At 63.7% G+C, this 19,030-nt stretch carries 19 protein-coding genes; 11 read left to right on the plus strand and 8 right to left on the minus strand.

Going from position 1 to position 19,030, the window contains the following annotated elements:
- Positions 1-34: 34 nt before the first annotated feature.
- From RHPLAN_RS24655 to RHPLAN_RS24665, 3 genes are all read left to right on the plus strand, one after another.
- Entirely contained in the window at positions 35-1,189 is a 1,155-nt protein-coding gene (locus RHPLAN_RS24655; protein ID WP_084245475.1) for an MFS transporter, read from the plus strand.
- A 15-nt stretch (positions 1,190-1,204) separates the two neighbouring features.
- Positions 1,205-2,251, plus strand: coding sequence for a carbon-nitrogen hydrolase family protein (locus RHPLAN_RS24660; protein ID WP_068023405.1), 1,047 nt, complete (start codon positions 1,205-1,207; stop codon positions 2,249-2,251).
- A gap of 61 nt (positions 2,252-2,312) precedes the next feature.
- A complete protein-coding gene (locus tag RHPLAN_RS24665) occupies positions 2,313-2,990 on the plus strand; it encodes a nitroreductase (RefSeq protein ID WP_068023408.1) in 678 nt (225 codons plus the stop codon).
- 332 nt (positions 2,991-3,322) lie between these two features.
- On the opposite strand, the gene RHPLAN_RS24670 is transcribed toward RHPLAN_RS24665, so the two are convergent.
- The 5 genes from RHPLAN_RS24670 to RHPLAN_RS24690 all read right to left on the minus strand — a co-directional run bounded on the left by RHPLAN_RS24670 (position 3,323) and on the right by RHPLAN_RS24690 (position 7,900).
- Positions 3,323-3,601: a hypothetical protein gene (locus RHPLAN_RS24670; RefSeq protein ID WP_198164476.1), complete on the minus strand. Its 279-nt coding sequence runs from the start codon at positions 3,599-3,601 to the stop codon at positions 3,323-3,325.
- Between the two features lie 204 nt (positions 3,602-3,805).
- Positions 3,806-5,050 (minus strand): ABC transporter substrate-binding protein, encoded by a 1,245-nt coding sequence (locus RHPLAN_RS24675; protein ID WP_068023410.1) that lies wholly within the window; start codon positions 5,048-5,050, stop codon positions 3,806-3,808.
- A 204-nt stretch (positions 5,051-5,254) separates the two neighbouring features.
- The gene (locus RHPLAN_RS24680) at positions 5,255-5,722 is read right to left on the minus strand and encodes a putative quinol monooxygenase (RefSeq protein WP_068023412.1); all 468 of its coding nucleotides are present in this window, start codon (positions 5,720-5,722) and stop codon (positions 5,255-5,257) included.
- A gap of 115 nt (positions 5,723-5,837) precedes the next feature.
- Entirely contained in the window at positions 5,838-6,536 is a 699-nt protein-coding gene (locus tag RHPLAN_RS24685; protein ID WP_068023415.1) for an ArsR/SmtB family transcription factor, read from the minus strand.
- 104 nt (positions 6,537-6,640) lie between these two features.
- Positions 6,641-7,900, minus strand: coding sequence for an ABC transporter substrate-binding protein (locus RHPLAN_RS24690; RefSeq protein ID WP_068023418.1), 1,260 nt, complete (start codon positions 7,898-7,900; stop codon positions 6,641-6,643).
- A gap of 263 nt (positions 7,901-8,163) precedes the next feature.
- Between RHPLAN_RS24690 and RHPLAN_RS24695 the strand changes: the two genes are divergently transcribed.
- The 7 genes from RHPLAN_RS24695 to RHPLAN_RS24725 all read left to right on the plus strand — a co-directional run bounded on the left by RHPLAN_RS24695 (position 8,164) and on the right by RHPLAN_RS24725 (position 15,624).
- Positions 8,164-9,174, plus strand: a complete 1,011-nt coding sequence (locus RHPLAN_RS24695; protein ID WP_068023421.1) for a VOC family protein — start codon at positions 8,164-8,166, stop codon at positions 9,172-9,174.
- A 159-nt stretch (positions 9,175-9,333) separates the two neighbouring features.
- A complete protein-coding gene (locus tag RHPLAN_RS24700; RefSeq protein ID WP_084245477.1) occupies positions 9,334-10,596 on the plus strand; it encodes an aromatic ring-hydroxylating oxygenase subunit alpha in 1,263 nt (420 codons plus the stop codon).
- 13 nt (positions 10,597-10,609) lie between these two features.
- Positions 10,610-11,080, plus strand: a complete 471-nt coding sequence (locus RHPLAN_RS24705) for an aromatic-ring-hydroxylating dioxygenase subunit beta (RefSeq protein WP_068023424.1) — start codon at positions 10,610-10,612, stop codon at positions 11,078-11,080.
- A 4-nt stretch (positions 11,081-11,084) separates the two neighbouring features.
- Positions 11,085-12,095 carry a 2Fe-2S iron-sulfur cluster-binding protein gene (locus RHPLAN_RS24710; protein WP_068023427.1) on the plus strand — a complete coding sequence of 337 codons (1,011 nt, stop codon included), beginning with the start codon at positions 11,085-11,087 and terminating at the stop codon, positions 12,093-12,095.
- Positions 12,096-12,185: 90 nt separating this feature from the next.
- Positions 12,186-12,956 (plus strand): ABC transporter ATP-binding protein, encoded by a 771-nt coding sequence (locus tag RHPLAN_RS24715; RefSeq protein ID WP_068023431.1) that lies wholly within the window; start codon positions 12,186-12,188, stop codon positions 12,954-12,956.
- Positions 12,953-14,479 (plus strand): permease, encoded by a 1,527-nt coding sequence (locus RHPLAN_RS24720; protein ID WP_068023434.1) that lies wholly within the window; start codon positions 12,953-12,955, stop codon positions 14,477-14,479. Before RHPLAN_RS24715 ends, RHPLAN_RS24720 begins: the two co-directional genes overlap by 4 nt.
- Positions 14,480-14,538: 59 nt before the next feature.
- On the plus strand, positions 14,539-15,624 hold the full coding sequence (locus tag RHPLAN_RS24725) for an isocitrate/isopropylmalate dehydrogenase family protein (protein ID WP_068023436.1): 1,086 nt from the start codon (positions 14,539-14,541) through the stop codon (positions 15,622-15,624).
- Positions 15,625-15,665: 41 nt separating this feature from the next.
- Here RHPLAN_RS24725 and RHPLAN_RS24730 read toward each other — a convergent pair whose 3' ends face one another.
- Positions 15,666-16,601 (minus strand): Bug family tripartite tricarboxylate transporter substrate binding protein, encoded by a 936-nt coding sequence (locus RHPLAN_RS24730; RefSeq protein ID WP_068023439.1) that lies wholly within the window; start codon positions 16,599-16,601, stop codon positions 15,666-15,668.
- 226 nt (positions 16,602-16,827) lie between these two features.
- Between RHPLAN_RS24730 and RHPLAN_RS40240 the strand changes: the two genes are divergently transcribed.
- Entirely contained in the window at positions 16,828-17,388 is a 561-nt protein-coding gene (locus RHPLAN_RS40240; RefSeq protein WP_068023442.1) for a cupin domain-containing protein, read from the plus strand.
- Between the two features lie 64 nt (positions 17,389-17,452).
- Here the strand turns inward: RHPLAN_RS40240 and RHPLAN_RS24740 are convergent, their stop codons facing one another.
- Together RHPLAN_RS24740 and RHPLAN_RS24745 are read right to left on the minus strand one after the other, a co-directional pair.
- Positions 17,453-18,223: an ABC transporter permease gene (locus RHPLAN_RS24740; RefSeq protein WP_068023444.1), complete on the minus strand. Its 771-nt coding sequence runs from the start codon at positions 18,221-18,223 to the stop codon at positions 17,453-17,455.
- On the minus strand, positions 18,220-19,017 hold the full coding sequence (locus RHPLAN_RS24745; RefSeq protein ID WP_068023446.1) for an ABC transporter ATP-binding protein: 798 nt from the start codon (positions 19,015-19,017) through the stop codon (positions 18,220-18,222). The genes RHPLAN_RS24740 and RHPLAN_RS24745 overlap by 4 nt, the downstream gene beginning before the upstream one ends.
- Between the last annotated feature and the right edge of the window lie 13 nt (positions 19,018-19,030).

A 19,030-nucleotide genomic window follows, 5' to 3' on the forward strand; every position in this document is an offset into this window, starting at 1 on the left:
AACGATCGGCGCGTCTCGGACAGCAATCGGTCCGATGAAGGCGCTGCTGCTCCTGTGGCTTGGCGGCGTGGCGCTGCGTCTCACGATCCTGGCCGTGCCGCCGGTCATCCCGCTGATCCACGACGATCTGCATCTGTCGGAAACGCAGGTCGGCATCCTGTCCGGCATCCCGATGGTGCTGTTCGCCGCAGCCGCCATTGCGGGCTCGCTGATGGTGGCGCGGCTCGGTGCCGTGCATGCGCTGCTCACCGGGCTTGCGCTCTGCGCCGTGGGCTCCGTGATCCGTGGTGTCGGGCCGCACATCGCGATGCTTTACTTCGGCACCGTCGTAACGGCCTTCGGCGTTGCCGTGATGCAGCCATCGCTGCCGCCGCTCGTCCGCGCCTGGGTGCCGCAGCGCATGGGCTTTGCCACCGCCGTCTACACCAACGGACTCCTTGTCGGCGAAATCCTGCCGGCGGCGCTGACCATTCCCCTCGTGCTGCCGATGCTGCACCGAAGCTGGCAATGGAGCTTTGTGTTCTGGGCGGTGCCGGTCGCGCTGATCGCATTTGTGATCTTTGCGCTGGCGCCACGGCCGGAGACACCGACGAACGGCGCGACTCCACGAAACTGGATGCCGGATTTTCGGAACGGCCTGATCTGGCGCATCGGGCTCCTGCTCGGCAGCGTCAACGCCACCTATTTCGCGCTCAACGGCTTCCTGCCGGATTATCTGACCCACACCGGCCAAGCTGATCTGATCCACGCCGCGCTGACCGCCAACAACGTGGGCCAGTTGCCAGCGTCGTTCATGCTTCTCATTTCGGCTGAGCGGCTCGTTCGCACCCCCTGGTCGTACATTATCTGCGCGCTAATCAATGCCGTAGGGCTCCTCATGATCACGCTGATGAGCGGTGCATGGGTCATCGTCGGCGCAGGCCTCCTGGGCTGCTTTGCCGCAGCGGTGCTGGTGTTGATCCTGGCGCTGCCGCCGCTGATCAGCCCGCCGGACGAAGTGCACCGCGTCTCGGCCGGGATGTTCACCATCAGCTATTCGGTCGCCGTCATCGTTCCGATCATCAGCGGCGCACTTTGGGACTACACCGGCTGGCTGCTTGCACCGTTCATCCCCATGGGCGTCAGCATGGCCGTGGTGATCGGCCTTGCACCGACCATCGTGCTGCGCGACAAAAGTGCGGGAGCCTGAGGCGAGAACCTGGGAATGGGCGACGAGTACGGCACGGTGAAGGTCGCGGCGGTTCAGGCCGCGTCGGTGTTCCTCGATCGCGAGGCATCTGTCGAGAAGGCCTGTCGGCTGATCCGCGAGGCGGGCCGGAATGGCGCACGGGTGATCGGCTTTCCCGAAGGCTTCATTCCGGCGCATCCGGTCTGGTACCACCATCACGCCGCGACCGGCACGCTTGCCAACAAGCTCGCGGTCGAATTATTCAAGAACTCGGTCGAGATTCCAGGGCCACAGACCGACGCGCTCGGCCGCGCCGCGCGTGATGCCAATGCCTATGTGGTGATGGGCGTCTGCGAGAAGCTCCCCAACACCACGGGGACGATGTTCAACACGCAGATTTATTTCGGCCCCGACGGAAGCATCATCCGCAAGCATCAGAAGATCATGCCGACCGTCGGCGAGCGCATCGTTCATATGGGCGGCTATGGCGACACCTTCGGCGCGTTCCAGTCGGAGTTCGGCCCGATGTCCGGGCTGATCTGCGGTGAGAATTCCAATCCGCTCGCGGTGTTCTCGCTGATCGCCGAAGGCACGCGCATCCATGTGATGAGCTGGCCCAATCACTTTCCGACCAGCGGCGATCCATTGCGCAACCGCGTGGCGATCGACTCGCAAGCCTTTGCGCAGATGAGCAAGGCCTTCGTGATCTCGGCCTGCGGCACCGTCGACGAGCGTATGATCGAGATGCTGAAGCCCGGCCCCGAGGCCGAAAAATTCCTGCGCAACCCGGACTGCTGCGGCGGCACCCTGATCGTCGATCCGCTGTCGCGGGTGATCGCAGGCCCGATGGGCGCCGAGGAAGGCATTCTCTATGCCGAGTGCAATCTCGACCTCGGCATCCAGATGAAGCTCCGCCACGACTTCGCGGGCCACTACAACCGGCCCGACATTTTCCAGGTTCACGTCAATCGCGCCGCGCCGCAGCTCTACCGGGTTCACAACGACCCGGAGGCGCTCGAAGCACCGCGGAGCGACGAACTCCCCGCCCCGCCCCGGCAGCTCACCCCGCCGATTGACGAATGAACCAAGCCACGCCCTCCAACCTCTCCCGGCCTCATCCTGAGGAGCATCAGCGAGACCCATCATGGACGTTTTTGAAGCCGTCGACTCGCGCATTGCCTGCCGTCACTTTTTCGACAAGCCGGTCGATCTGAAAATCGTCAAGGAACTGATCATGAAGGCGCAGCGCGCCGCCTCCGGCGGCAACCTGCAAAGCTGGAACGTCTATGCGCTGACCGGCAAGCCGCTCGCCGATTTCAAGGAAGTCGTGCGAAAGCGCATCGCCAACGAAGACCCGCGCCACACCAAGTCGGAGTATCCGATCTATCCCGAGCCGATGTTCGGTGCCTATAAGGAGCGCCGCGAGGAGCACGGCGTGCAGCTCTACGGCTCGCTCGGCATCGGCCGCGACGACGCCGCCGGCCGGCTCGGCCAGTACAAGAAGAACTTCGAGTTCTTCGGTGCGCCGGTGGCGCTGTTCATCACCATCGACCGCAAGCTCGGTCCAGGCCAATGGGCCGATCTCGGCGGCTACGTCAATTCGCTGGCGGTGCTCGCCCGCGCCTACGGCCTCGACACCTGCCCGCAGGAGGCCTGGGCCAGACTCTACGACACGGTCGGGAATTTCCTGAAGCTTCCGGCGAACGAAATGCTGTTCTGCGGAGTGGCCATCGGCTACGGCGACAGGAAGCACAAGGCCAACGACTTCCGCTCTCCGCGCGCTGAATTGCACGAGTTCTGCAAATTTTACGGCTTCGATTGATCACGGCGAAACTCATCGGGCCGGCAAAAGTTCCGCCCTCGGACCGCCTATGCGGTCAATTTGATTCGCAACGCAATCCACTTCATGCGCGTTGGTCCCCCACAAAATGACACGCGAAACAATCCGTGAGGTCGCCAATGCCGTTGCTGTTCTGGATGCCGATGATCATGTTCAGTGGGCTGTGGAATATTGCACAGGAGAATGTGCAAGAGATGCAGGAGATAATGCAGACGGGCCCCCAGCCCGAGTAACGCACAAGAGTTAAACGAAAACCCCGGCCTCGCGGCCGGGGTTTGGCTTTGATTGCTACGCTTGCAGCCGGTCTATTGTTGCTAGGCCGACTTATTCTTGATGGCACCCACGATCGCCGTCAGTACGGCACCCGCTACGCCGCCGCCGACGAGACCGCCGATATCGACGCCTCCGGCGGCCCCGGCGATCGCAGGAATAATCGCTTGCAGAATTTGGCCGCCGGCGCCACCGCCGATCGCACCAGCGATGGTGTTACCGAGCGTACCAAGATTTAGGTCTTTCAGCGCGGCCCCGGCCGCATTGCCGCCCACTGCGCCGGCGATGATCTGGACAATCAGATTGATAAGCATGCCCGACATGTTCAGCCTCCTGATGAAAGAAGAAACTGCACCTCTCCAACGATCGTGATCGAGAATGCGAGCATTTCCAGCAACAGCGCTCGCATATGTCTCCATGTCATGCGCGTGCTCGCAGCTGCTCGCTGGCTGGCTGGAGGTGCGCACACGGTCTGAGTGTATTTCATCGGCGGTGCCAGGAAAACACCCGTACGATGCGCTCGGGCGCTATTCGCAGAACCTACACGGCGGAAAATCGCGGCTGTAGAGCGGCTGCTTCAAGAACGCCGCCTTGTCGTAGGTCCAGAACTGGCTGACGTTCGGATAGGTCTTGATGACCGTATTCCACAGCTCCTCCTTGTCGAAGCCGAACATCTTCTTCTTCTCGACCTTCTTGATATAGATGTTGTTGATTGCGGTCTGCCGATCGTCGAGCGACACCGGTCCGCGCACCGCGTCGAGCTTGACGCTTGTCATTGTCTTGATGAATTCCAGCGGCCCTGGATATTTGCCGTTCGTCTTCTTCAGCACCTCGTCGATCCATTGCGCGGTGGTGTAGTTCGCCTCGGAGTAATAGGACGGCACCTTGCCGTACTTCGAGCGATACTTCGTCACGAAGGCCGCGTTCTTCGGCGTGTCGAGCGCTGCGCTGTACATAAACGACGACACATCGCCGACCACGGTGTCGTCCATCGACGGAAGGATGAACTCGTCATAGTTGGTGCCGCCGCCGATGATCGGTTTCTTGTAGCCGGCGGCGCGGAGCTGCTTGGGGAATTGCAGCGACATCGGCCCGACCATCAATGCGAACACCGCATCGATGTCAGACTTGATCAACGGAAGATAAGGCCCGAAATCCTTGGTGCCGATCGGCGGCCAGATTTTCTGCACGATCTTGCCACCGCAATCCTCGAACGCCTTCTGGAATCCGCCCGAGGTCTCGTGACCGAACGCATAGTCCGCCGCGATGATCGCGATGCGCTTGTAACCCTGCTCGCAAGCCCACTGTCCGAGCGGGTGCGCCGGCTGCGAGGGCACGAAGGTCGGCCGCACCATGTAGGGATATTTCTCGAAGTCGCGCTGGCCGAGATCGTCGGCGGTCGCGATCGAGCCGAGATAGAGCATCTTCTCGCGCGTCGCGACCGGCGCCAGCGCGTAGCCTGTGGTTGCCAGCACGCCTCCGACCAGCATGTTGACCTTGTCGGACAGGATCAGCTTGTTGGCCTTGGTGACGCCGGTGTCCGGCTTGCCCTGGTCGTCCTCGACGATCAGCGTCACCTTGGCGCCGCCGAGCATGCCCTCGTGCTCGTCGAGATACATCTGCAGACCGTTCTGCATGTCGATGCCGAGCTGCGAATAGATGCCGGTCTTCGGCGCGATGAACCCGATGCGCAGTTCTTCGGCGGCCTGCGCTGGCGTGCAACAGGCCGCGCCCGCCAGCAACAGCAGCGCAGACGCTCTCGTGCGAGTCATGTGGTCTCCTCCCAACGGATTGCCGGCGATCCTCTGGCGAGATTGTCCGGTGTCCGCGAGAGGCTAGCACCGCGGCATCGGTCAACAAAGGTGACCCATCGCCGATCACGCCGCGGGCGCCTGCCCATCTCCGGCCCGCCCACGCGTCCAAACAAAAACCCCGGCCTCGCGGCCGGGGCTTTGCGCTTGGGGCTGCATTCACGTCTACTCGGCAAAAGGCTCCGGACCTTGCGGCCGGAACGGCTTCATTTGCACACGCTCGCGCCGCGCCAGCTTGGGCAAAGCTTCGCCGACCACCAACTTTTTGAAATAGTCCGTTTGCTGGTGCGCGGCGAAGGCCGCATCGTCGACGAACAACTCGTAGAGGAAGAACACGCGACCGTCCGACGAGGAACGGTGTGGCCAGAACAGCAGTGTGCCGGGCTCGGATTTCACCGCTTCGGCCATGCGGCGTAGGATGTCCGCGACCGCTTCCGCTTGTCCGTCCTTGGCCTCCCACGTTGCCGCAAGCGCGACATGTCCGCTGGTCGGCGCGAAACCTTTCGTGAGTTCAAGCATCGTTTGCTTCTCCATGTTGGATGACCGGCCACTATCGGCAGCGCGCATGGGGGCGGATGCCAGCAAGCACGCGCCCAATGCCAGACAGACGGGATAGGTGATGGCGAAATTCATCAGGATCTCCTTCTTTGGACTGGGTGATGGGAATGTGCTGGCAGGGCGAAGCCAATTCCACTCGAACAACTTCGGCCGAATCCGAAGTATCCGGCGGAAACCAAAATGCCAACGCTTAGCGGCTGGGCTGCAATTCGATACCGAACAAATCGGCCAAGCCGCGTGCCCCCTTCGGCAATATCTTCACCACGCGCGGCTCGCGAGCGTGCGAAATCCAACCGAGATCAAAGCATCGTGCAGCAACGGCTGCACCCAGAGCGCCCGCGAGGTGTGGACGTCGCTCGCTCCAATCGAGACAAGGCCGACAGAATGCGCGGCGGCCGTGCCCGATATGATGCACGTCAATGCCGAAACCGAGGAAGAACTCCTCCCCCGGAGGCGTGACCATCCCGCCATCCTCGGTCAATACAACGTAGTCGCGGGCGGTGAGAGCATCCGCCAAGGCAACCCCGAGACGACCCGCGAGATGATCGTAACAGGTACGTGCCATCCGCAACTCGTCAGCGCCCCGCCACATTGGTTGATAACGCGGCGGTCCATCGACCGCGACCGCCATGAGGCCTTCGAGCATCCGCCCAACAAGAGGCGATGCAAGACGGTAATAAGAGTGCCTGCCTTGCTTGGCGAGCACCAAAAGCCGCGCGTCGATCATCTTGGCGAGATGACCGCTCGTCGTTTGTGGCGAAACGCCGGCTGCATATGCGAGCTCTCCAGCGGTCAGAGCGCGACCGTCGAGCAATGCCATCAGAACGTTGGCGCGAGCCGGGTTCCCAACAAGCGCCGCCACCTCTGAAATGGACGGAGTTCCAAACATGGACAAAACATAGGACGGATCGCTCAAATTTCAGCGGATAACACTTCGGATTCTGCCGAAGTGTTTCCGTCGATTTGGTCCGTATCTTCTGTTGTCCAGATCTTCTAGTTGCAGAACCTGCACGACGGGAAGTCGCGGCTGTAGACCGGCTGCTTCAGGAACGCGTCCTTGCCGTAGGTCCAGAACTGGCTCACCGCCGGATAGGTCTTGATCACCGTGTTCCAGAGCTCTTCCTTGTCGTAGCCGAACAGTTTCTTCTTCTCGACCTTTTTGATGTAGATGTTCTGCACCGGGTTGCGCATGTCGTCGAAGCTCACCGGCCCGCGCGGCGTATCGATCTTCAGCGCCGCGAGCTTGGCGACGAACTGCTCGGGACCCGGGAACTCGCCCTTGGTGCCCTTGAGCACCTCGTGGATCATCATCGCGGTCGAGTAATTGGTTTCCGAGAAATAGGACGGCACCTTGCCGTACTTGGTGCGGTATTTCTTCACGAAGGCCTCGTTCTTCGGCGTTTCGAGCGCGGCGCTGTATTGCAGCGCCGAGACGTCGCCGATCACGCCGTCATCCATGAACGGCAGCGCGAATTCGTCGTAGCTCGTGCCGCCGCCGATGATCGGCTTCTTGTAGCCGGACTGCCGCAACTGCTTGGGGAATTGCAGCGCCATCGGCCCGACCATCAGCGAGAACACCGCGTCGGCGTCGGCCCTGATTCCGGGAATGTACGGCCCGAAATCCTTCGCGCCGAGCGGCGGCCAGATCTTCTGCACGATCTGCCCGCCGCAGTCCTCGAACGCCTTCTGGAAGCCACCCACCGACTCGTAGCCGAAGGCGTAGTCGGCGCCGATCGCCACGATTTTCTTGTAGCCCTGATCGCAGGCCCATTGACCGAGCGGGTGATGCGGCTGCGAGCTGCTCCAGCCGGTGCGGATCAGATAGGGAAACTTGGACGCGTCGCGCTGCGTGAGATCGTCCGACGCCGGCACCGACGGGATGTACACGGTCTTGTCACTGGTTGAGATCGGCGCCAGCGCATAGCCGGTCGAAGCCAGCACGCCGCCGACCAGGAGCTGCACCTTGTCCTGCAGGATCAGCTTCTTGGCCTTGGTGACGCCGGTATCCGGCTTGGCAACGTCGTCCTCGACGATCACCTTCACCTTGGCGCCTGCGAAGTCGGCTCCCGCCTCTTCGACATACATGTTGAAACCATCGACCATGTCTTTGCCCACCTGAGCAAAAGGCCCAGTCATCGGCGCGATCATGCCGATCCGCAGTTCGTCGGCGGCGTGCGACGGCGCGCTGGCGGCCACGGCCAGGGCCGCACCGGACAACAAGGCAAGCAGGATCGAAGAGCAGCGCAAGGCCATGGACGTCCTCCCGTTGGGAAATCCGCGGCCCTTCTGCTGTGACCGTGCGGATGTTCAATGCACGTGCAAGCGACCTGTAACGGAACGCTAACACTGCGATGCAGCCGGGCGAAAGCCCAAGGGACCGGCCGCGGATGAGGCCGAAAGCCTGGGGGCCGCCTTGTGCACCCATGTGCTTTCGGCATGGCGCGGCGTTCCGCCGGAGCGGCGGCCCGTGGTATAAGGTTGGCAAATCACTAGGTAAATCCGCAGGAGAAGCGGCGATGGGCTTGGAAACGCTGGGTTACATTGGTCTTCGCACCGCCAATCTCGAGGACTGGACGGCCTATGCCAGCCGGTTCCTCGGCATGCAGCTCGTCGACAAGAGCCGCGGGACGGCGACCTTCCGGATGGACGACAAGAAGCAGCGGCTCGTGGTCCACGAGGACACAGCCGACGCGCCGGGCTTCTTCGGCTGGGAGGTGGCGGACGCCGCAGCGCTCGACGCCTACGCCGCCAATCTCGAGCGCCACAAGGTGTCGTTTGCCCGCGGCTCCCGCGCGCTCGCCGAGGAGCGCAAGGTGCGCGATCTCATCGTGTTGTCAGACCCGGCCGGCAACCGGCTGGAAATCTTCCACGGCGCCGAGACCACCACCGATCCGTTCAAGCCCGGCCGCGCCATCTCGGGCTTCCGCACCGGGCCGCTTGGCATGGGACACGCCGTGCTCCACTGCGAGAAGATCGGCGACATCCTGCCGTTCTACCAGGACATCCTGGGCTTCCAGCTCAGCGACTATTTCACCAAGCCGTTCGCGGCCTACTTCTTCCACGTCAATCCGCGCCACCACAGCGTGGCCTTCATCGAGTCCGGCAAGGTCGGCATCCATCACCTGATGGTCGAAACCTGCTATCTCGACGACGTCGGCCAGGGCTACGACATCGCGCAGAAAACCCCGGAGATGATCGCAACCACCTTCGGCCGGCACTACAACGATCAGGTCCACTCGTTCTATTCGTGGTCGCCGTCGAAGTTCATGTTCGAATACGGCTGGGGCGGCCGCACCATCGACACCGAGAACTGGACGCCCGAGGTCATTACGCAGGGCCCGAGCCTCTGGGGTCACGAGCGCTACTGGCTGAACGAAGAGCAGCGCAATGAGGCGCGCGAGCTTCGCATCTCCAACGCCGAGAAGGGCTACCGGCTGCCGCTCAACGTGATGGAAGGCAACTACAAGCTCGCCCGCGATGTCTGCCCGTGGTGGGATGCCACCGCGCCAGCGCGCAAGACGGGTTGATTTGCGCCACCGTCATTCCGGGGCGCGCCCGCCAGCGCGTTTACGCGCGTCTTCGACGCGCTTTGGGCGCGAACCCGGAATCCAGCGGCGCGTTCTGAATTCGCATCTGGATTCCGGATCGCCGCTTCGCGGCGTCCGGAATGACAACGGAGAGATCGAGTGAACGTCAACGTCCCGCCCGGCTCGATCTCGAATTCGCCGCAGCCCACCGAATGGCCGGAGGGCACCCTCACCCGCGTGCCGTTCTGGATCTATCACTCGCCGGACATCTACGCGCTCGAGCAACAGCGCGTCTATGAAGGTCCGGTGTGGAATTTCCTCTGCCTCGAAGCCGAGGTGAGCAAGCCCGGCGACTATCGCACCACGTTCCTCGGCAGCATGCCGGTCGTGGTCGCGCGGGATTCCGACGACGAAATCTACGCCTTCGAAAACCGCTGCGCGCATCGCGGCGCGCTGATCGTGCTCGACGGCGGCGGCCACGCCCGCGACTTCACCTGCGTTTATCACGCCTGGAACTACGACCTGAAGGGCAACCTCAAAGCGGTGGCGTTCGAGGATGGCGTCAACGGCAAGGGCGGCATGCCCAAGACCTTTTGCCGCTCGGACCATGGCCCCCGGAAGCTTCGCATCGCGCTGTTCGCAGGCCTCGTGTTCGGCAGCCTTTCGGAAGACGTGCCGCCGATCGAGGAGTATCTCGGCGAGGAGGTCGCGACCCGCATCAAGCGCGTGCTGCACAAGCCGGCCGTCGTCACCGGCCGCTTCACCCAGATGCTGCCGAACAACTGGAAGCTCTATTACGAGAACGTCAAGGACACCTATCACGCCTCGCTGCTGCATACCTTCTTCACGACCTTCGGCATCAACCGGCTGTCGCAGAAGGGCGGCATGGTGGTGAGCCCAAGCGGCGGCAACCACGCGAGTTTCTCGTTCGTCGACAAGAGCACCCAGGGCAACGACTACGCCGCGATGGGGCTTCGCTCCGAGAACGAGGACTTCAAGCTGAAGGACCCGACGCTGCTCGACAATGCCGACGAGTTCAACGACGGCTGCCACATGCAGATCCTCACGGTGTTCCCGAATTTCGTGCTGCAGCAGATCCAGAACTCGCTCGCTGTGCGGCAGGTGCTGCCAAAAGGGCTTGGCGAGACCGCGTTGAACTGGACCACCTTCGGCTTCGCTGACGACACGCCGGAGATGAAGACGCGGCGGCTCCGCCAGAACAATCTGGCTGGTCCCGCGGGCTATGTGTCGATGGAAGACGGCGCGGTCGGCGGTTTCGTGCAGCGCGGCGTGGCTGCCGCCGACGGCGAGCGCGCCGTGCTGGAAATGGGCGGCTCGGGCACGACCAACGAGGGCACGCGCGCCACGGAAGCGGCGGTGCGTGGCTTCTGGAAGTGCTACCGCGCTCACATGGGCGTTTGAGGTCGAGCATCCGATGGCCGGTATCACCACCGAGCGCATCCTTGCGCTGCACGCTGCCTACACCCGCTGCATCGACCGGAACGAACTGGAGTCCTGGCCGGATTTCTTTCTCGACCCGTGCCTCTATGTCGTGACCAGCGCCGAGAACCACAGGGCTGGTTTCGAGGGCGGCATGATCTATGCCGACACCCGTGGCATGCTGACCGACCGTGTCATGTCGCTGCGCGATGCCAATGTCTACGAGAAGCAGAGCTATCGGCACATCGTCGGCATGCCCTACGTGATCAAAAACGGCGGCGACGAGGCCGAGACCGAAACGCCGTTCATGGTGATGCGCATCATGCACGACGGCAAGACTGACGTGTTCGCGACCGGCATTTATCTCGATGTGGTTCACGCCGCGGGCGGCGATCTGAAATTCAAGAAGCGCGTCGTGGTGTGCGATTCCTCGCGCATCGATACGCTGCTGGCGCTGCCGCTGTAGCGCCATGGCATTCAACATCACAGTCGAGAACTCCGAGTATCGGTTCCCCTGCGAACCGAACGAGTCGGTGCTGGATGCAGCCCAACGCGCCGGCCTGGAAATCCCGTTCTCCTGCCGCAAGGGCGTGTGCGGCACCTGCAAGGGCCGCATTGTCTCGGGCGACAGCCGCGCCTTCTCAGGCGACGCGCTGAGCCCCGCCGAGCGCGCCGAGGGCCAGGCGCTGTTCTGCAACACCCGGCCGCGCTCGGACCTGGTCATCGCGCCGCGCAGCATCGGCAAGGCCGATCCGTTTGCGCGCAAGACCACCGTGGCGCGCGTGTTCCGCCTGCAGCGCCTCGCCGATGACGTGATGCTGGTGCACCTGCGCTTCCCCGCGGGCATCCGGGTGAAGTTCAAGGCCGGACAGCATCTCAATCTCCTGCTCGACAACGGCGAGCGGCGCGACTTCTCCATGGCCAATGCGCCGCGCGAGAGCGACGGCGCGCAGCTTCACATCCGCCACGTGCCGGGCGGCGCGTTCACCACATACGTGTTCGAAAAGCTCCGCCGCGGCGACCTGCTGAAGGTCGAAGTCCCGTTCGGCGATTTCGTCTTGCGCGACAGCAACAAGCCGATCCTGTTCGTCGCGGGCTCGACGGGCTTTGCGCCGGTCAAATCGATTATCGAAGACATGATGATCAAGGGTGTCGCGCGCGACATGACGCTCTATTGGGGTGCCCGGCATCGCGCTGGCCTCTACTCGGATCTGCCGGAGCAATGGGCCAGGACCAATCCGCGGTTCCATTACGTGCCGGTGCTTTCCGACGTGCGCGCCTACGGCATGCGCTACAATCTCGTTCACAAGGCCGTGCTCGAAGACCATCCGTCATTGAGCGGCTTCCAGGCCTATGTCTGCGGCGTGCCGGTGATGACCCAGGCCGCGAAATCCGAGTTCATCGCCGCGGGCTTGCCGGAAGGTGAATTTTTCGCTGACGCCTTCGTCACGCGCGCCGAAGTGGCCTCGGCCGGGCCATAAAGTCCAATTCTCCGAAAATTCGCAGCGTTTTGATTCACGGGCCTGAAACCTCTCTCAACTAGGTTCGCCCGTCGAACGAACGGAACGGCCATGCACGAACCCCTGCCCGCAGCGGCGCTCGATATCCGCGCGCTCTGCAAACGGTTTGATCGGCCGGCGGTCGACAATCTCGATCTCAAGGTTCGTCGCGGCGAGTTCTACGGGCTGCTCGGTCCGAACGGCGCCGGCAAGACCACGACCCTGCGCATGGTCGCCGGGCTGCTGCGCCCGGACGCCGGCTCGATCTCGATCTTCGGCATCGATGCGCTCGCCGATCCGGTCGAGGCCAAGCGCATCACCGCGTGGGTATCGGACGAGCCGATGATCTACGACAAGCTCACGCCGTACGAATATCTCGAATTCGTCGCGGGGCTGTGGAGCATCGAGCCTGTCGAAGCAGAACGCCGCGCCAACGAGTTGATCGGCTGGCTGGGCTTGGGTCCGCACGCGCACGAACGCTGCGAGGGCTTTTCCAAGGGCATGCGGCAGAAGGTAGCGCTCGCGGGCGCCCTGGTGCACGACCCGATGCTGATCATCCTCGACGAGCCTTTGACCGGACTCGATGCCGGCTCGGCGCGGCAGGTGAAGACCGTGCTGCGCGAGCGGGTCGCGGCCGGCGGCACCGTGATCATGACCACGCATATTCTTGAAGTGGCCGAGCGCATGGCCGACCGCATCGGCGTTATCGCGGGCGGCAAGCTGATCGCCGAAGGCACGCTCGACGAACTGCGCGCCAAGGCCGGCAAGGGCGACAGCAGTCTCGAAGACACGTTCCTGACGCTGGTCGCTGAACAGACCCAAGCTGCTGGTCAGGTGGCGTGACCAGCGCATCGCTACCTTTCTTGGCGCATCACGAGTTCCGCCTCGCCTGGCGAGACTGGTGGTCGATGCTGACCGCCGGCAAGCGCAAGCGCGCGCGGATTGTCATCCTGATGCTGCTGGCCTTCGCCGTCGGCATGCATTTCGTCGCGCTGTCGGTCGTCGGCCAATTCGCCGAGATCGAGCCGGATGCCGACCGCGGCACGCTCGTTGTGATCAGCGGCTGCGCCGTGCTCGCCTGGTCGCTGATGATGTCGCAGGCGATGGAACAGGTGACGCGTGCCTTCTATGCGCGCTCCGATCTCGACCTGATCCTGTCGTCACCGACCGCCGCGCGGCGCGTGTTCGCAGTGCGGATCGGCGCCATGGCGATTTCGACCATCATGATGGCGGTGCTGCTTGCTGCTCCGTTCATCAACATTCTGATCTGGCGCGGCGGCGCGCGGTGGTGGGCGGCCTACGGCGTGGTCGCCGCGATCGGAGCGACGGCTGCGGCGCTGTCGGTTGCGCTTACTGTGCTCCTGTTCCGCACCATTGGACCGAAACGGACACGGCTTGCCGCGCAGATCGTCGCCGCCATCGTCGGAGCGACCTTCGTTATCGGGCTGCAGATCGCGGCGATTCTGTCCTACGGCACGCTTTCCTATTTCACATTCCTGAAGTCCGAGCAGATCGTCGTTTACGTGCCAGCTGTGGAAAGCCTGGTATGGTGGCCGGCCCGTGCCATCCTCGGTGATGTGACCGCGCTCGTGGCCACCCTGGGTTTTGGCGCACTGCTGCTTGGCGCGGCCATCGTCGTGTTCTCACGGCGCTTCGGCGAGCACGCGATCGCGGCGGCCGGCGTCTCCGACACCGGCGTGATCCAGCGCCGCCGCCTGGGCTTCCGTGTCATCTCGCCAAAGGGCGCGCTGCGCCGGAAGGAATGGACGCTGCTGCGCCGCGATCCCTGGCTCGCTTCGCAAACGCTGATGCAGCTTCTCTATCTCCTGCCGCCCGGGCTGATGCTGTGGCGTGCGTTCGGCGCGAATTCGAGCGACCTGGTGCTGCTCGTCCCCGTGCTGGTGATGGCGGCGGGCCAACTCGCAGGCGGTCTCGCGTGGCTCGCGATCTCCGGCGAGGACGCGCCCGATCTCGTCGCCACCGCCCCCGTCCCGCCAAGCTTCGTGATCCGCGCCAAGACCGAGGCCGTGATCCTGAGCGTTCTGATGGTGTTTGGGCCGTTCGCGGCCGTGATGGCTCTCGCCTCGCCGCATGATGCGGCAATGGCCATCACAGGCATCGTGATCTCGGCCATTTCGGCCACGCTCATCCAGCTCTGGTTCCGCACGCAGGCGCGGCGCAAGCATTTCCGCCGCCGCCAGACCTCGTCGCGCGTCGCAACCTTCGCCGAAGCGTTCTCCTCGATCTCCTGGGCCGCGACCGCAGGCCTCGCCGCCGCCGGCCATTGGCACCACGTCGCAATCACGGCGCCGATCGCTGTGGGCATCTTGTTCGGTGCGCGGGCCCTGAGCCCCAAACCCGCATAGATCGTTGACTTGAAGCGCGGAGAATGGTCGGTTCCCGGCTCCGAAAGCGGGAGCAGACCATGTCCAATCGCACGCATCTTGTCGTCATGCCTGGAGACGGCATCGGCCCGGAGATCACGGCAGCAACGCTGCATGTGGTGCGCGAGGTCGACAAGCTCCTGTCGCTCGGGTTGACGTTCGAAGAGGTGCCGATCGGCTTCGAGGCGCTGAAGAAGCACGGCACCACCATGCCGGATTCCTCGTTCGAGGCCGGCAAACGCGCCGACGGCGTGATCCTCGGCCCCGTCTCGCACAACGACTATCCGCCGGTCGCCAAAGGCGGGCTCAATCCGTCAGGCGAGATGCGCAAGCGCCTCGACCTTTACGCCAACATCCGGCCGGCGAAGTCCCGCCCAGGCCTGCCGCCGCGCTGCGGCAAGCCGGTCGATCTGGTGGTGGTGCGCGAGAACACTGAAGGCTTCTACGCCGACCGCAACATGTTCGCCGGGAACGGCGAGTTCATGCCGACGGAGGACGTGGCGCTCGCGGTGCGCAAGATCACCCGCAAGGGCTCGACCCGGATCGCCGAAACAGCCTTCAAGCTCGCGATGACGCGGCCGCGCCGCAAAGTCACCGTGGTCCACAAGGCCAACGTGCTGCGGCTGTCCGACGGCTTGTTCCTGGAATGCACGCGAGCGGTCGCGGCGAAATATCCGCAGGTCGAGTGCGAGGAGCAGATCATGGACGCGATGGCGGCGCTGCTCGTGCGCGACGCCACGCGTTTCGACGTGATCGTCACCACCAATGCGTTCGGCGATATCCTGTCGGACGAGGCCTCGGAGATATCCGGAAGTCTCGGCCTTGCTGCCTCGGTGAACGCCGGCGACGAGCACGCGCTCGCGCAGGCGCAGCACGGCTCGGCGCCTGACATCGCCGGCCAGGATCGCGCCAATCCGTGCTCACTGATCGGCTCGGTCGCGATGCTGCTGGCGTGGCTTGGCGAGCGGCGCGGCGATGCCACGCTCGCCAAGGCTGCAGACATGATCGAGCGCGCGCTCGACGCCGCGGTGGCCAAGCCCGAATGGCGCACGCCGGACCTGGGCGGACCGCTTGGAACCAAGGCGTTCAGTGAGCGCGTCGCGGGCCTGCTCGGCGGCTTGAAATAACCGGCTGGTTGCCGACGGCTATCTGACCGACGAGTGCGGCCTTACTGCTTCTCCTTGACGCCGAGATCGCGCGCGTTCTGCGCAAGTTTGGAGCGCTGATCCTCGATCGCCTTGGCGAACTCCTCCGGCGTGCCGGGATTGGGGAGCTGCGCCGTCGCCATCAGGCGGTCCTTGATGATCGGATCGGCGTCCATCACGTCTTTGACGTCGGCCGCGATCTTCTCGCGCAGCGCCTGCGGCGTGCTCGGCGTGCCGAACAGACCGACGAGGCCGTCAATCGTCATGTTCGGAAAGCCTGCCTCTGCCACCGTCGGAATGTCGGGATAGACCGGCGCGCGCACCGAATTGACCACGGCGAGAAGCTTGATCTTGCCGGCCTGAAGCTGCGGCTGCGCAATCGCCACCGCGGACTCGTAGACCTGCACGCGGTTCTCGGCGAGATCGTTCGAGGCGTCGACCGGATTGCGGTACGGCACCTTCTTCATGTCCAGGTTCTGGGATTTGGCCCAACCCGCGAAGTTGAAATCGAGCGCGCCGGTGATGCCCGCCCAGTTCAGCTCGCCCGGCTTGGTTTTCGCCAGCGCCACAAGCTCCTTCATCGAGTTGACCGGCAGAGCCTTCGGCACGGTGATGCCGATCACGGTGTTCGAGACGCGCGCGATCGGCGTGAGGTCCGACGGCTTGTACGGCAGATTGTCGTGCACCCAGGGATGGGCGATGAACGCCGAGGTCGGCGACATCAGCAGCACATGGTCGTCCTTGGCGCCGAGAAACGCGCTGATTGCGACGATGCCGTCGCCGCCGGGCTTGTTCTCGATGACCACCGGCTGGCCCCACTTCCGGCTCAGCCGGTCGGCCAGAAGCCGCCCGCCGATATCGGTGCCGGAGCCTGCGCCGAGCGTCAGAAAGAAACGGACCGAGCGCTGTGGCCATGCTGGAGCCTGCGCCGATGAAGGCGTCGCCCAAGCGGCCAGCATTGCACCACCCAACAACGCGCAAACAGAACGTCGAACCACCGGCATGGTTTTTCTCTTCCTCCCTGACGCGCGTGGAGCATATGCGTTCGGAATCGTGACGGGAATACCAACGGCTTGGCAAACTGTCGCAGCGGTATCGCGGAGCGGAACCCGCATCGCGGGACAAGTTGACAAGGCACATCGAACTCCCAAAGGATGCCGCCACCAATCAATGTTGGGGAGTTCTATGGAAAAGAAACCTGTGCGGCGCGTGGTCACCGGCCATGATGCCGATGGCAAGGCGGTGATCCTGATCGACGCGCCGACGCCTTATGTGAACCAGCGCGGCGAAGGCAACGTGGTCCAGCTCGTATGGATGACCAACGAGTCGCCCGTGGACCTGTCGCACACGCGCGACCAGGCCGCCCAGAAGACCGGCGTGCCGCCGCCCAAGAATGGCGCGATTTGCCGCGTGGTCGATTTCGCGCCCTACGACGGCAAGGTGCCGCAGGGCATCGACCATCATGAGATCCTCCGGCAGATGGGCATCGATCCCGCGACGCAGGGCTATCACCGCCACATCTTCACCCACCGCACGCGCTCGATCGACTACGCCATCGTGCTCGACGGCGAGATCGACATGCTGCTCGACGACCAGCAGGTGCACCTGAAGGCCGGCGACATCCTGGTCCAGCAGGGCACCAACCACGCCTGGGTGAACAACTCGGGCAAGCCGTGCCGCATCTGCTTCGTGCTGATCGACTCGGAAGACCCGCCGGCGTGGAAGAAGGACTGGAAGCCGAAGTAAGCGGCTTCGGTACTGTTTTGCACGATGGCCGGGCTCATGCCCGGCCATTTCGTTTTCGGCGTGACTATCGCTCCGCCTTCCAGGGAATGACCTTGCGCTCGATCTCCTGGAGGATGACGGTCGCAATCAGGCCGAGCACGCCGACTGTGACGATGCCGCAAAACATCACATCGACCTGAAGCAGCTCCCACGAGTTCCAGATCATGTAGCCGATGCCGGCCTTGGTCGCGACGAACTCGGCCGCGACCAGAACGATGAACGACACCGCGAGCGCAATGCGCAGCCCCGCAAAGATCATCGGCAACGCGCCGAAGAACACGATCCGACGGAACACCATCGACTGGCTGGCGCCGTAGTTCTTCGCCACGTCCCAATAGATCTTCTCGATGTTGGCCGCGCCGACATAGGTGTTCACCACCACCGGGAAGAACACCGCCGTCACCACCAACGCGATCTTCGAGGCATCGCCGAAGCCGAAGGCGAGCAGCAAAAGGGGCATCAGCGCGATCTTCGGGATCGGGAACAGGCTCGCGATCAGCGGATCGAAGAAGATGCGCACCGGGCGGAACATCGCCATCAGCAGCCCGATGACGATGCCGGGAATGCTGCCGATGAAGAAGCCGGCGAACACGCGATAGAGCGTGACCACGGTGTGGCCCTCGAGTTCGCCGCTGCGGATCAGCTCCCAGAAGCGCCAGGCGATGTCGGTCGGCGCCGGCACGAACCGGCGGTCGCCGATGCCCGCCATCAGCAGCAACTGCCAGATCGCAAGCAGTCCAATCGGCGAGATCAGATAGAGCAGCCGCTCCTGGGTCTTTCCCGAAAGCCCGCTCATTTTTCCATCTCCGCGCGCGCCCGGTTCACCTCTTCCTCCAGCACCCGCCAGATGTCGAGCTTGAGCTTGCCGAACTCGGCCGATGCCGCGAGCTGGAGCACATCGCGCGGATGCGGGAACGGCACATCGATGATCTGTTTGATGCGGCCGGGCTGCGCCGTCATGATCACGGTGCGGTCGCCCATCAGCAACGCCTCCTCGATCGAGTGCGTCACATAGATCACGGTCTTGCCGGTCTGCTCCCAGAGCCGCACCAGCTCGCCCTGCAGGATGACGCGGTTCTGCGCATCGAGCGCCGCGAACGGCTCGTCCATCAGCAGCATGCCCGGATCGGTGACGAAGGCGCGCGCGATCGCGCTCCGCTGCCGCATGCCGCCGGACAGCTGATGCGGATAATGCTTGCGGAATTTTGAGAGGCCGACGAGCTTCAGCGCCTGCTCGACGCGCGGCGTGGCCTCGCTGCGCGACACGCCGCGAGTGTCGAGACCGAAGCGCACGTTGGTCTCGACGTCCATCCAGGGGAACAGACCGCTCTCCTGGAACACCATGGCGTTCTCGACCGCCCAGCCTTTCGAATCCACCTTGATGGTGCCCGACGACTGCTTGTCGAGGCCGGCGAGGATGCGCAGCAGCGTCGACTTCCCGCAGCCGCTCGGCCCCACGATGCAGAGGAATTCGCCCGGCGCGACCTTGAGGTCGACGTGATCGATCGCGACCACGGTGCCCTGCCCGCTGACATACTCGCGGCGCAGGCCCACAATATCGACCGACGCCCCACGCCGCTGCACCGGCATCAACTCACCTCTC

This window comes from Rhodoplanes sp. Z2-YC6860 (assembly GCF_001579845.1).
Taxonomy (GTDB): Bacteria; Pseudomonadota; Alphaproteobacteria; order Rhizobiales; family Xanthobacteraceae; genus Z2-YC6860.